This window comes from Rhizobium acaciae (assembly GCF_025941625.1).
GTDB lineage: Bacteria > Pseudomonadota > Alphaproteobacteria > Rhizobiales > Rhizobiaceae > Rhizobium > Rhizobium acaciae.
In genome coordinates, this window is sequence record NZ_JAPCZO010000011.1 from 14,617 (window position 1) to 27,340 (window position 12,724).

Sequence of the window (12,724 nt, forward strand, 5' to 3'; positions counted from 1 at the left end):
CCGCCATGGAAACGGCGAGAATGCCGCGCCTTGGCGGCGCGATCACCGCTCTTGTCACGCCGTTTCGCCATGGCGGCCTCGACAGGCCGGCGCTTCGGGCGCTTGCGGAGTGGCAGATCCTCAGCGGCGTCGACGGGCTTGCTGTCTGCTCCGTGTCAGGGGAAGGCCCGACGCTTTCGCCGCAGGAGCGCGCTGAGGTGATCGACCTCAGCATCCGGTCTGCGGCCGACCGCGTTTGCGTCATCGCCGCCACCGGCACCAACTCCACCGAAAGCACGATCGCGCTCACCCGCGAGGCCGAAGCGCTCGGCGCCGCCGCAGTACTCGTCACCGTGCCCTATTATTCCAAGCCCGGGCAGAAAGGCATCATCCACCACTTCGAACAGGTGGCAGCGGCGAGCGGCCTGCCTGTTATCGTCGACAACGCGCCGGCGCAGACGGCGAGCGATCTTTCGACGGAAACGCTCGGCAGGCTGGCCGCCATCCCGGGGATTGTCGGCATTCGCGACGCGACCGGCGACATTGCTCGCTTCGCCGGGCTTTCGCCGATCCTGCGACAGCGCTTCCGCTTCTTTTCCGGCCATGACCCTTCCGCGCTCGCCTTCACCATCGCTGGCGGCGACGGCGCGATCTCGCCGGGCGCCAACGTTCTGCCAAGGCTCTTCACCTCGATGCAGCAGGCAGCACGGGCCGGAAACCTTTCGGCCGCGCGTTCTCTGCAGGATCGGCTGCTGCCGCTGATCTCGGCACTTGGGCCGGAGGGCGATCCGGCGAGGATCAAATACGCGCTCCGGCTGATGCGCGGCCTGGGGGCCGAGCTTCGCCTTCCACTTGTCGCTGCCGAGCCGGAGGTGCATTTGGCCATCGGCAAGGCGCTTGCGCCCTTCCTTGACGAAAACAGCGCGGGGATGGCGTTATCCCTATGAGATTTTTATATTTTCGTTTTCGCCGCCAAATGGAAACCCTATCCACCGGAGCTTATTTTTGAAGCGTGACACCGCCGCTCGATCAAGCGGCGGTTGAGACTTCGAAAGGACAAACCGATGTCACGCCTGACTGAACCGAGTGCCGAGAGCGACCCGCGGCAACGCAGCCACATCAGCACACTCGCCGCCGATCCCTCCCATTCGATACTCTCCGGCCTTGTCGCGATTGCACCCCGCCTTGCGATGACGCTGGCCTTTGCTGGCCTGGTCCAGATGATGTTCGACCTCATCTCCCGTTGAAGCATCAGGACCGAAGGATCACCACAATGGCAAACGCACAGCAACGCCGCAGCCTTCCCGCTGCAGCACCTTCGCCTTCCGCCCGCTTCACCGTCGGCCGCGACAGAAGCGGCCGCTGGATCGTCCACGACCGCGACGGCCTCGTCGGCGGGCTCTTCATCAATGAAGCGGCCGCCCTCCATTTCGCAGCTGGGGAATGCAACTGCCCCTCCGCCGATATCCACAGGGCGGCCGCAGGCATGGTGCTCGAACTCGCGCCCTTTGCGCGCGGCACGGCGAATATCCACTAAATCTTGCCGTACTCCCGCTGTTTTCATGCAGCGGGAGTACGAAGACATGAGCTGAACGGCCGATTTCCAACTTTTCCTTAACCCACATTCTGGTAAAATCCTGGCGCAGAGACTTCAGACGCCGCGAGACCGATGCCGAAACCGAATTTCCGCTTCACCCATTACGATCTCAAGGAACAACGCGCCGGAACGATCATCGAGGTGTCGTTGAATGCGGTGAACAATGTCCGCCTGATGACGGCCCCGAATTTCCAGCGGTTTACTGAGGTTCTCGATTTCAAATATATCGGCGGCGTGGCACGCAAATCGCCGATCAAGATCGCCGTTCCGGAAAGCGGTCACTGGCATGTTATCGTCGATATGGAAGGTCATCACGGGCTTGCGGAATCTTCCGTCAAGGTGATCGCCGCGCCGGCAAATCAGAAGACGCCGCGCGCTTCCTGAGGTTCGCTAGGTTTCAGCGCGGATTACGCTCCTTGCGAAGTTTTGCCCACCATTCCAGCCGCTTGCGGATATCGCGCTCGAAGCCGCGCTCCGGCGGATCGTAGAAGATCTGGCGTCCCATCTTCTCCGGGAAATAATCCTGGCCAGAAAAGGCGTCCGGCTCATCGTGGTCGTAGCGATAGCCGTCACCGTACCCCTCGCCCTTCATCAGCTTGGTCGGCGCGTTGAGGATATGCTTCGGCGGCAGCAGCGAGCCGTTCTGCTTTGCCGCCTGGCTTGCCGCCTTGAAGGCGGTGTAAACGGCATTCGATTTCGGAGCGGTGGCGAGATAGACGCAGGCCTGGGCCAGCGCCAGTTCGCCTTCCGGCGAGCCGAGATACTCATAGGCATCCTTGGCGGCATTGCAGATCACCAGCGCCTGCGGATCGGCAAGACCGATATCCTCCACCGCCATGCGCACCAGCCGCCGGCCAAGATAGAGCGGATCCTCGCCGGCATCGAACATGCGGGCAAGATAATAGAGCGCGGCATCGGGATCCGAGCCGCGCACGGATTTATGCAGCGCCGAGATCAGATTGTAGTGGCCGTCCTGCGCCTTGTCATAGACCGGGGCACGGCGCTGGACGATGCGCGTCAGGCCTTCGGTATCGAAGCTCTCGCCTTCGCGCGCCGCGCGCCAGACTTCTTCGGCGAGCGTCAGCACCGCGCGGCCGTCGCCGTCGGCCATGCGGATCAGACTGACGCGGGCATCCTCCGTCAACGGCAGCGGCTTCTGCTCGATCGCCTCAGCACGCTTCAGCAGCTCCTCGAGGCTCTCCTCGTCATGCGACTTGAAGGTGAGCACACGGGCACGCGACAGCAGAGCGGCGTTGAGCTCGAAGGAAGGGTTCTCGGTGGTGGCGCCGACGAGGATGACGGTGCCATCCTCCATGACGGGCAGGAAACTATCCTGCTGGGCGCGGTTGAAACGATGGATCTCATCGACGAAGAGCAGTGTCTGACGGCCGTCCATACGCCGCAAACGGGCTGTCTCGAACACCTTCTTCAGATCGGCGACGCCGGAGAAGATCGCCGATATCTGCTCGAAGGCCAGGCCCGCCTCGCCCGAAAGCAGCCGTGCCACCGTCGTCTTGCCGGTGCCGGGCGGCCCCCAGAAAATCATCGAGCCAAGTGAGCCGCTTTCGATCATCCTCTTTAGCACGCCATCCTCACCGGTCAGGTGTTCCTGACCGGTGACATCGGCAAGCGTCTTCGGCCGCAGCCGGTCGGCAAGCGGCCGCCTGGCGGCGACCTCCTCCGGAACGCGCGGCGCGAAGAGATCGTTGCTCATCGGAAGAATTGCCGGATGCGCTGGCCGTCGCGCTCGATCTCGACCCGCCAGAAGCCGGGGTCGCTATCGGCGATCTCGGACAGTTCGCTGGTCGACTTCACATCGGTGCCGTTGATCGAGACGATGATATCCTTCGGTTCGAAACCGAGACGGGCGGCGGGCGAATCCTCCTTCACCTCGGATACGACGACGCCCGCCGATTCCGGCGGCATGCGCAGCTCGTCAGCGACACGCGGCGACAGGTTCTCGACGACGGCACCGGTAAACGGCGTATGTCCGCCGATCGTGCGCTGGTCGCGCGGCGAGGTTTCCGGGGCGCGGGCGAGCGTCAGCGGCAGTTGCTCCTCGCGGCCGTTCTCGATGACGGTGAGCTTGACCGAATTGCCGAGACCAGCCGTCGTCAAGCGGTAGAGCAGCGCATCCGGATGCTCGACGGAAACTCCGTCGACGGCGGTGACGATTTCGCCGGCCTTCAGCCCGGCCTTGGCCGCCGGCCCACCTTCCGAAACCTTGACGACGAGCGCGCCGCGGGCCTTGTTCAGCCCCAGCGCCTCGGCCACTTCCGAGGTCACGGCATCGAAACTTGCGCCGACATAGGGCCGCTCGAAGGATTTGACGCCGGCATCGGCCGACGCGAGGAAGACCTTGACCAGATTGGCAGGGATGGCGAAACCGATGCCGTTCGAGCCGCCGCCGCGCGAGAAGATCGCCGTGTTGATGCCGATCAGCTCGCCCTTCATGTTCATCAAGGCGCCGCCGGAATTGCCGGGATTGATCGAGGCATCGGTCTGAATGAAAAAGCCGAACTCGTTCTTGATCACCTGGTTGCGGGCAAGCGCCGAGACGATCCCGCTCGTCACCGTCTGGCCGACACCGAAGGGATTGCCGATCGCCAGCACGAGATCACCGACCTCGACCGTATCGGAATTGCCGATCGGCAATGTCGGAAAGCTTTCCTTGGTGTCGATCTTCAGCACGGCAAGATCGATACGGTCGTCGCGCAGCACCACCTTGCAGGGGAATTCGCGGCCATCCGAGAGCGCTACCTTGATATCGTCGGCGCCCTCGATGACGTGATTGTTGGTCACGACAGTGCCGTTCGCCTCGACGATGACGCCGGAGCCGAGCGAAGACTGCTTCTCCGAACGGTTTGGCATCTGCTGGCCGAAAAATTGCTCGAAGAAAGGGTCGCCGGCAAAGGGAGACTGCCGCCGGACGGTCTTTTCCGCATAAACATTGACGACGGCGCCTGACGTCTGTTTGACGAGCGGCGCGAAGGAGAGCTGCATCTGCATCTGGCTCTCGGGTACGGTCTTTGCCGTCTGCGCATGGGCCGCAGCCGGCAGAACGAGCATGAGAGCGAATAGCGAGACGGAGGCGCGCTTGAACAGGCCTTGCATGGGTATCCCTTTTGAATCCTCTTGAGGAACGTTTTAGAGCATGATGCCGAAAAGTGTGAGCGGTTTTCGGACGACATCATGCTCTAACTATTTAGTTGCGAACAGGATTCAGATTTTAGGCCGAACCGACCTAAATCATCCTGTTCTGCGGCCCGACGCTAGAAAGGAAAGAGGGCGGAAGCGTGGAAGAACAAGGCGGGAGGGCGTCTTGGAAACCGGTTGAAGTCATTGTCAATTTGATTCAGGAAGCTTGGCCATGCAACTGATATCAAAAGCCAAAAACTGGGCGAAGTCACTGAAGCGTGACATCGTGGCCCTATGGCTTGCCGCCCGCGATCCCCGCGTACCGTGGCATGCCAAAGCGGTGGCCGGCGCGGTTGCCGCCTACGCGCTGTCGCCCATCGATCTCATCCCCGATTTCATCCCCATCCTCGGCTATCTCGACGATCTTCTGATCGTGCCGCTCGGTATCATGCTGGCGATCCGGCTCGTTCCGGCAGAGGTGATGAACGAGCTTCGTACGGAGGCGACAGGGCGCATCGAGCGTCCCTCCAGCCGGGTCGGACTGATCTTCATCCTTGCCGTCTGGCTCATCTGCATCATCTTCCTGGCTCTGGCACTGCGGAAGCTAGCCTGACCGGCAGCAATAGGAACATATGAATGATCACGACAAGAACGACGACAGCGGCCCTCGGCTTTGCGATCCTGCTCATTGGATCGCAACTGGCACAGGCAGCAAGCTTCGATTGTGATGCGAAAGAATTGAAGGCGGATGAAAAAGCGATCTGCGACAACCGCGCACTCAACGATGCCGATGTGAAGATGGTGACGACTTTCGAGCTGCTCTCCGGCCTGCTGGCGATGGGTTCGCGCGGAACATTGCAGGACGAACAGACGGCCTGGCTGAAGAAACGGCAGGAATGCGGGGCAGATGCAACTTGCATCAAGGCTGCCTATGACGAGCGGCTGAAGCAGCTCGGCGAGTCTTATAAAAACATCAACCGGCCGCTTTGAAAGCGACCGGCTGGAAGAGCAGCTGATTTGTAATCAGTAGGGTGTCCGTTGAGATGCCTCAACGGACGTTCAGATCGCGCACGGCGCCGCGATCGGCGCTCGTTGCGAAAGCGGCGTAGGCCTTCAGGGCGGTCGTGACGTTACGCTTGCGAACTTCTGTGGGATACCAGCCCTTGGCGTCCTGTTCGGCGCGGCGGGCGGCAAGTTCGGTCTCGCTGACACGCAGGCTGATCGTGCGGTTGGGGATGTCGATGTCGATCATGTCGCCTTCGCGCACCAGGCCGATCGTGCCGCCATTTGCCGCCTCCGGCGAAGCGTGGCCGATCGAGAGGCCGGAAGTGCCGCCGGAGAAGCGGCCGTCGGTGATCAGCGCGCAGGCCTTGCCGAGGCCCTTCGACTTCAGATAGCTCGTCGGATAGAGCATTTCCTGCATGCCCGGGCCGCCCTTCGGGCCTTCGTAGCGGATGACGACGACGTCGCCAGCCTTCACCTCGTTGGCAAGGATCGCCTTGACCGACGCATCCTGGCTTTCGAAGACGCGGGCGGGGCCGGAGAACTTCAGAATCGATTCATCGACGCCGGCGGTCTTGACGATGCAGCCGTCAACCGCAAGGTTGCCCTTGAGCACGGCAAGGCCGCCATCCTTGGAGAAGGGATGCTCGACCGAGCGGATGACACCGTTCTCGCGATCGGTGTCGAGATCGTCCCAACGGGCTTCCTGGCTGAAGGCGACCTGGGTCGGGATGCCGCCGGGTGCGGCACGATAGAAGTTGCGCACGGTTTCGCTGTTGGTGCGGGTGATATCCCAGCGATCGATCGCATCGCCCAGCGTCTCGGCATGGACCGTCGGGCAATCGCGGTTCAAGAGACCGCCCTTGTCGAGTTCGCCGAGGATCGACATGATGCCGCCGGCGCGATGGACGTCTTCCATATGAACATCGCTCTTGGCGGGTGCGACCTTCGACAGGCACGGCACCCGGCGCGACAGCGCGTCGATATCGGCCATAGTGAAATCGATCTCGCCTTCATGGGCGGCGGCAAGAATGTGCAGGACCGTATTGGTGGAACCGCCCATGGCGATGTCGAGCGTCATGGCATTCTCGAAGGCCTGCTTGGAGGCAATGGTGCGCGGCAGTGCCTTGACGTCATCCTGCTCGTAATAACGGCGGGCGAGATCGACGATCAGATGACCGGCCTCGACGAAGAGGCGCTTGCGGTCGAGATGGGTGGCAAGCGTCGAGCCGTTGCCGGGCAGCGACAGGCCGAGGGCTTCCGTCAGGCAGTTCATCGAATTGGCAGTGAACATGCCGGAGCAGGAACCACAGGTCGGACAGGCCGAGCGTTCGATGGTCTGAACGTCCTCGTCGCTGATCTTGTCATCGGCTGCGGCGACCATTGCGTCAACGAGGTCGAGTGCATGCGTCTTGCCGTGCAGCACGACCTTGCCGGCTTCCATCGGACCGCCCGAGACGAAGACCGTCGGGATATTGAGGCGCAGCGACGCCATCAGCATTCCGGGAGTGATCTTGTCGCAGTTGGAGATGCAGACCATCGCGTCGGCGCAATGGGCATTGACCATGTATTCGACGCTGTCGGCGATGAGCTCACGCGAGGGCAGCGAATAAAGCATGCCGTCATGGCCCATGGCGATACCGTCATCGACGGCGATCGTGTTGAATTCCTTGGCGACACCGCCGGCCGCCTCGATCTCGCGGGCAACGAGCTGGCCGAGGTCCTTCAGGTGCACATGGCCGGGCACGAACTGGGTGAAGGAATTCACCACCGCGATGATCGGCTTGCCGAAATCCGAATCCTTCATGCCCGTGGCGCGCCAAAGGCCGCGGGCGCCCGCCATGTTGCGGCCATGGGTCGTGGTTCTGGAACGGTAAGCTGGCATCGGTGTCTTCCTCAACGTGTCGGAATTATCAGGCTAAGCCGGGCGGCATGGAGCCTGCGGGCCGGGCAAACGCTGCTTTTTGGAATTGTCCTAATCCAATCGACGGGGGCTGTCACTACCGGGAAGCCCAAATCCGGTACGCCGGGGCGAAGCGCCATGAGCCCATCGATCATATACGGTTCGACGCGACGTTTTGTTACAGCCTATTCCATCACGACCGAACACAAAAAATTGGCTTCCTGTCAGCAATATTCAAGGCTTAGACATTAATCTAGATATGCCGGCGGTTCGTTTAAGGGCTATATTTCAGGATATCCGCCGAGGAGGTTTCGACATGCCAAGCTATCGCCCACCGAAGATCGCGTCATCTGAGATCACGCCGCGCCAGATCTATGTGCGCCGTCGTGAATTCCTGGGCGCGGCAGCGCTTGGCGCCATGGCGCTCTACAGCGGCGGCAAGGCGAGTGCTGCGGCCCTCTCGGCCGTTGAGAGCAAATACAAGGTTGACGAGAAGGCGACGCCGATCAAGGACGTCACCACCTACAATAATTTCTATGAGTTCGGCCTCGACAAGGGCGATCCCGCAGCTCTTTCCGGCGATTTCAAACCGCTGCCCTGGACGATCAAGGTCGACGGCATGGTCAACAAGCCAGGCACCTTCGACCTCGAGGCGCTGATGAAGGAATTCCCGATCGAGGAGCGCACCTACCGGATGCGCTGCGTCGAGGCCTGGTCGATGGTCATTCCGTGGGACGGCTTTCCGCTGGCATCGCTGCTCGACAAAGTCGAGCCACTCGGCAGCGCCAAGTACGTCGCCTTCGAAACCGTGGTGCGGCCAGACGAGATGCCTGGGCAGAAGGGTTTCTTCCAGTCTCTGGACTGGCCCTATGTCGAGGGTCTTCGCCTCGACGAGGCGCGCCATCCGCTGACGCTGCTGGCCGTCGGGCTTTATGGCGAAACGCTGCCGAACCAGAACGGCGCGCCGATCCGCCTCGTCGTGCCGTGGAAATACGGCTTCAAGGGCATCAAGTCGATCGTCAGGATCACGCTCACCGACCAGCAGCCGAAGAATACATGGCAAGTCACCAATCCGCAGGAGTATGGCTTCTACGCCAACGTCAATCCAGCGGTCGACCATCCTCGCTGGAGCCAGGCGACCGAACGGCGCATCGGCGAAAGCGGCTTCTTCGGCGCGAGCCGCCATCCCACCCTGCCCTTCAACGGTTATGCCGACGAGGTGGCAAACCTTTATGCCGGCATGGATCTGAAGGCGAATTTCTGATGGCGGAACTGTCGCTCGCCATCCCGAAGCGCTGGCAGCCCGCCTCCGTCTGGCTGCTTTATGTCGTCGGGCTCGTGCCTGCGGCCTGGACTTTTTATCTCGGCGCGACCGATCAGCTCGGCGCCGATCCGGTCAAGAGCTTCGAGCTTTTCCTCGGCATCTGGACGATCCGTTTCCTGATCCTGACGCTTGCGGTTTCCCCTGCCCGCGAGCTCTTCGGCTGGAACTATCTGCGTTACCGCCGCGCGCTTGGCCTGCTGACTTTCTATTACGCGCTGATGCATTTCACCGTTTACATGGTGCTCGACCAGGCGATGGATATTGCCGCCGTCATCAACGACGTGCTGAAGCGCCCCTTCATCATGTTCGGCATGGCAGCCCTTGCGATGCTCATTCCGCTGGCGCTGACATCCAACAATTTCTCGATCCGCCGCCTCGGCAAGAACTGGATCTGGCTGCATCGCCTCGTCTACATCATTGCCGCCAGCGGGGCGCTGCATTTCGCCCTTTCGACCAAGATCCTCGATCTCGAGCAATATATCTATGTCGGGCTGATCATCGCGCTGATCCTCTACCGCTCCTACCGGCCGATCGCGCGTAGCCGGAAGAAGGGCCAGGGACGGCCACGCAATCGCGCGGTGGCTTCGGCCGAGACAGTAAATTAGCGGCGAAGACGCGTCGCAGTCCGGCGTGCCGGATCGAAGGCGCAGGCCGCGGCTATGCCGATTGCATAGGCCAGCATGTTCCAAAGCGAAAAGACCCGGCCAAGCAGCAGGGCGCCTGCCGTGGTCAGCCGAAACGCATCAAGCCAGGGCGTGTGATAGAGCCGGAACAATTCCACCGAGATCGCTATGAACAGCGCTGTGACAGCAATTGCTGCCGGCCGTGACCTTGCGGCAATGAGCGCCACGAGCAGATAGACCATTGCTCCCCAGAGTGCCGATCCGCCATATTTGACGACGATGAAAGGCAGATCGGCCGCATAGCCAAACCGGCGGAGCACCAGCCCGAGAACGATAACAAGAAACAGCGCGGCCAGTCGAAGAAACTGCGGAGAGCGAGCCTGAATGATTTTGCGCAATGGAGCCGGTCCCCTCACTACATCAGAATCAAAAACAGCCGGGCTTTGCAGCCCGGCTGTTCTGTTTCCGCCGGAGCGGAAGATTTAAGCGGCGACAGCCTGCTCTTCGGCAGCGACGCGGGCCTTGTCGGCTGCGCCCTTGGCATAGGCATCGCGGTCAACGAATTCGATCACAGCCATGGCGGCATTGTCGCCCTGGCGGAAGCCGGCCTTCATGATGCGCAGGTAGCCGCCGTTGCGGGTGGCGTAGCGCGTTGCGATCGTGTCGAACAGCTTCGCGACAACAGCGGCATCGCGGATCTGCGAGATCGCCTGACGGCGAGCATGCAGGTCGCCACGCTTGCCGAGCGTGACGAGCTTCTCGACGATCGGGCGGATTTCCTTGGCCTTCGGCAGGGTCGTGACGATCTGCTCGTGAGTAATCAGCGAAGCCGCCATGTTGGCGAACATCGCCTTGCGGTGGCTTGCAGTTCTATTCAGCTTGCGGCCGGCTTTACCATGGCGCATTGCTATTCTCCTTTAATGCAGGTGCCCTTACGCTAAGTGGGCCTGCCGTTTCCTGGCACATGCAGGCGATCGGCCTGCTGTTTGACGGGGAAAGGCAGCCGAAAGAGCCTGCCTTTTGTTATGTTCTTGCGATCGGCGTGCGAGCGGAAAACCGCTTTACACTTTTCCTCACGCCGCTCAGTACTGGTCTTCGTAACGCTTGGCGAGATCTTCGATGTTCTCGGGCGGCCATGCCGGCACTTCCATGCCGAGGTGCAGGCCCATGGAAGCGAGAACTTCCTTGATTTCGTTCAGCGACTTGCGACCAAAATTCGGTGTGCGGAGCATTTCTGCTTCGGTCTTCTGAATGAGATCGCCGATGTAGACGATGTTGTCGTTCTTCAGGCAGTTTGCCGAACGGACCGACAGTTCGAGTTCGTCCACCTTCTTCAGGAGAGCCGGGTTGAAAGCGAGTTCGGTGACTGCTTCCTCTTCGGTTTCCTTCTGCGGCTCGTCGAAGTTGACGAAGACGCCAAGCTGATCCTGGAGGATGCGCGCCGCAAAAGCGACGGCGTCTTCGCCGGTGATCGAGCCATCGGTTTCGATGGTCATGTTCAGCTTGTCGTAGTCGAGAACCTGTCCTTCGCGGGTATTTTCAACCTTGTAGGACACCTTCTTGACCGGCGAATAGAGGCTGTCGACCGGGATGAGACCGATCGGAGCATCTTCCGCACGATTGCGTTCGGCCGGAACGTAACCCTTGCCGTTGTTGACGGTGAATTCCATGCGGATCTCAGCACCCTCGTCGAGCGTGCAGATGACATGCTCGGGGTTGAGGATTTCGATATCGCCGACCGTCTGAATGTCGCCAGCCGTGACAACGCCCGGGCCCTGCTTACGCACGACCATGCGCTTTGCATCGTCGCCATCCATCTTGATGGCGATTTCCTTGATGTTGAGCACGATGTCCGTCACGTCTTCGCGGACGCCTGGAATCGAGGAGAATTCATGCAGCACGCCATCGATCTGCACCGCCGTGACGGCAGCACCGCGCAGCGAGGAGAGCAGAACGCGGCGAAGCGCGTTGCCGAGGGTGAGGCCGAAGCCGCGCTCCAGCGGTTCGGCAACAAGCGTCGCCCTGGTGCGCGAGCTCGAAGAGAACTCCACCTTGTTCGGCTTGATCAGTTCCTGCCAGTTCTTCTGAATCATGAGTTTGCCTTCCGTTCGTTGCCACCATCCAATCGTGGCAACCGAGCTTGAAAACCACCGGGAGCGCGCAGGCGCTCACCGGTGACGAGAGCGATGATCAGACGCGGCGCTTCTTGCGCGGACGGCAGCCATTGTGCGGGATCGGGGTCACGTCGCGGATGGACGTGATCATGAAACCTGCAGCCTGGAGCGCGCGCAGAGCCGATTCACGACCCGAACCCGGACCGCAGACTTCGACTTCCAGCGACTTCATGCCGTGCTCCTGGGCCTTCTTGGCGCAGTCTTCGGCAGCGATCTGGGCAGCGAACGGGGTCGACTTGCGCGAGCCCTTGAAGCCCTTGGCGCCAGCCGACGACCAAGCGATCGCATTGCCCTGCGCATCGGTGATGGTGATCATCGTGTTGTTGAAGGTCGAGTTGACGTGAGCGACACCCGACGAGATGTTCTTGCGCTCGCGACGGCGAACGCGGACGGCTTCCTTAGCCATGGTATTCCTTTCGTTGATCTCTTCACCGCCGTAATGCCAGCGGCTACACCGGAACGGCGCCTATATGGTCCCGCTCCAAACTCAAAAGAGGCCGGCGCAGACCGCCAGCCTCCCCACCCCGGTTCCCCGGAAATTACTTCTTCTTGCCAGCGATTGCCTTTGCCGGGCCCTTGCGGGTGCGGGCATTGGTATGCGTGCGCTGACCGCGGACCGGAAGGCCGCGGCGATGACGCAGGCCGCGGTAGCAGCCGAGGTCCATCAGACGCTTGATGTTCATCGCGGTATCGCGACGAAGATCGCCTTCGACCTGATAGTCGCGGTCGATGGCTTCGCGGATCTGAAGGACTTCTGCGTCCGTCAGCTGATGCACACGACGTTCAGCCGGGATGCCGACCTTTTCGACGATTTCCTGTGCGAATTTAGAACCGATCCCGTGAATGTAGGTCAGCGCGATGACAACGCGCTTCGCAGTCGGGATGTTGACGCCAGCGATACGTGCCACGCCTATTCTCCTTGCATTCCAGTTGCCATCCGGCAAGTGGGCTTCGTTATGCGGTCTTGAGAACCGCCCGTTCAGA

Annotated in this window: 16 protein-coding genes; 8 read left to right on the plus strand and 8 right to left on the minus strand. The window is 61.2% G+C overall.

What is annotated here, in order from left to right:
- The first annotated feature begins 5 nt into the window (after nucleotides 1–5).
- The 4 genes from dapA to OLZ32_RS18135 all read left to right on the plus strand — a co-directional run bounded on the left by dapA (nucleotide 6) and on the right by OLZ32_RS18135 (nucleotide 1,960).
- Complete coding sequence (gene dapA / locus OLZ32_RS18120; RefSeq protein ID WP_029872798.1) at nucleotides 6–926, plus strand: 4-hydroxy-tetrahydrodipicolinate synthase; 921 nt, start codon at nucleotides 6–8, stop codon at nucleotides 924–926.
- A gap of 117 nt (nucleotides 927–1,043) precedes the next feature.
- On the plus strand, nucleotides 1,044–1,226 hold the full coding sequence (locus OLZ32_RS18125) for a hypothetical protein (protein WP_246706053.1): 183 nt from the start codon (nucleotides 1,044–1,046) through the stop codon (nucleotides 1,224–1,226).
- Between the two features lie 26 nt (nucleotides 1,227–1,252).
- Complete coding sequence (locus OLZ32_RS18130; RefSeq protein ID WP_164026969.1) at nucleotides 1,253–1,516, plus strand: hypothetical protein; 264 nt, start codon at nucleotides 1,253–1,255, stop codon at nucleotides 1,514–1,516.
- Between the two features lie 132 nt (nucleotides 1,517–1,648).
- Nucleotides 1,649–1,960, plus strand: coding sequence for a DUF1883 domain-containing protein (locus OLZ32_RS18135; protein ID WP_003547605.1), 312 nt, complete (start codon nucleotides 1,649–1,651; stop codon nucleotides 1,958–1,960).
- Between the two features lie 13 nt (nucleotides 1,961–1,973).
- Here OLZ32_RS18135 and OLZ32_RS18140 read toward each other — a convergent pair whose 3' ends face one another.
- Nucleotides 1,974–3,290, minus strand: coding sequence for a replication-associated recombination protein A (locus OLZ32_RS18140; protein WP_017991066.1), 1,317 nt, complete (start codon nucleotides 3,288–3,290; stop codon nucleotides 1,974–1,976).
- Nucleotides 3,287–4,690: a DegQ family serine endoprotease gene (locus tag OLZ32_RS18145; protein WP_017991065.1), complete on the minus strand. Its 1,404-nt coding sequence runs from the start codon at nucleotides 4,688–4,690 to the stop codon at nucleotides 3,287–3,289. The genes OLZ32_RS18140 and OLZ32_RS18145 overlap by 4 nt, the downstream gene beginning before the upstream one ends.
- Nucleotides 4,691–4,946: 256 nt before the next feature.
- On the opposite strand from OLZ32_RS18145, the gene OLZ32_RS18150 reads away from it, so the two are divergent.
- A complete protein-coding gene (locus OLZ32_RS18150; RefSeq protein WP_011651431.1) occupies nucleotides 4,947–5,327 on the plus strand; it encodes a YkvA family protein in 381 nt (126 codons plus the stop codon).
- Between the two features lie 23 nt (nucleotides 5,328–5,350).
- Nucleotides 5,351–5,704, plus strand: coding sequence for a lysozyme inhibitor LprI family protein (locus OLZ32_RS18155; protein ID WP_264421940.1), 354 nt, complete (start codon nucleotides 5,351–5,353; stop codon nucleotides 5,702–5,704).
- 58 nt (nucleotides 5,705–5,762) lie between these two features.
- On the opposite strand, the gene ilvD is transcribed toward OLZ32_RS18155, so the two are convergent.
- Nucleotides 5,763–7,601: a dihydroxy-acid dehydratase gene (gene ilvD, locus OLZ32_RS18160; RefSeq protein ID WP_264421941.1), complete on the minus strand. Its 1,839-nt coding sequence runs from the start codon at nucleotides 7,599–7,601 to the stop codon at nucleotides 5,763–5,765.
- A gap of 334 nt (nucleotides 7,602–7,935) precedes the next feature.
- On the opposite strand from ilvD, the gene msrP reads away from it, so the two are divergent.
- Together msrP and msrQ are read left to right on the plus strand one after the other, a co-directional pair.
- Nucleotides 7,936–8,883, plus strand: a complete 948-nt coding sequence (gene msrP, locus OLZ32_RS18165) for a protein-methionine-sulfoxide reductase catalytic subunit MsrP (protein ID WP_264421943.1) — start codon at nucleotides 7,936–7,938, stop codon at nucleotides 8,881–8,883.
- Nucleotides 8,883–9,548 carry a protein-methionine-sulfoxide reductase heme-binding subunit MsrQ gene (msrQ, locus tag OLZ32_RS18170; RefSeq protein WP_264421945.1) on the plus strand — a complete coding sequence of 222 codons (666 nt, stop codon included), beginning with the start codon at nucleotides 8,883–8,885 and terminating at the stop codon, nucleotides 9,546–9,548. The genes msrP and msrQ overlap by 1 nt, the downstream gene beginning before the upstream one ends.
- Here the strand turns inward: msrQ and OLZ32_RS18175 are convergent.
- The 5 genes from OLZ32_RS18175 to rpsM all read right to left on the minus strand — a co-directional run bounded on the left by OLZ32_RS18175 (nucleotide 9,545) and on the right by rpsM (nucleotide 12,648).
- The gene (locus tag OLZ32_RS18175) at nucleotides 9,545–9,964 is read right to left on the minus strand and encodes a ribosomal maturation YjgA family protein (protein WP_264421947.1); all 420 of its coding nucleotides are present in this window, start codon (nucleotides 9,962–9,964) and stop codon (nucleotides 9,545–9,547) included. The two genes, msrQ and OLZ32_RS18175, sit on opposite strands and share 4 nt — an antisense overlap.
- Before the next feature lie 84 nt (nucleotides 9,965–10,048).
- Complete coding sequence (gene rplQ, locus OLZ32_RS18180; protein WP_003547581.1) at nucleotides 10,049–10,471, minus strand: 50S ribosomal protein L17; 423 nt, start codon at nucleotides 10,469–10,471, stop codon at nucleotides 10,049–10,051.
- Between the two features lie 177 nt (nucleotides 10,472–10,648).
- Nucleotides 10,649–11,659, minus strand: a complete 1,011-nt coding sequence (locus OLZ32_RS18185; RefSeq protein WP_003547579.1) for a DNA-directed RNA polymerase subunit alpha — start codon at nucleotides 11,657–11,659, stop codon at nucleotides 10,649–10,651.
- Between the two features lie 97 nt (nucleotides 11,660–11,756).
- Nucleotides 11,757–12,146, minus strand: coding sequence for a 30S ribosomal protein S11 (gene rpsK, locus OLZ32_RS18190; RefSeq protein ID WP_003547577.1), 390 nt, complete (start codon nucleotides 12,144–12,146; stop codon nucleotides 11,757–11,759).
- Nucleotides 12,147–12,279: 133 nt separating this feature from the next.
- Nucleotides 12,280–12,648 carry a 30S ribosomal protein S13 gene (gene rpsM, locus OLZ32_RS18195; protein ID WP_003547573.1) on the minus strand — a complete coding sequence of 123 codons (369 nt, stop codon included), beginning with the start codon at nucleotides 12,646–12,648 and terminating at the stop codon, nucleotides 12,280–12,282.
- Nucleotides 12,649–12,724 lie beyond the last annotated feature (76 nt).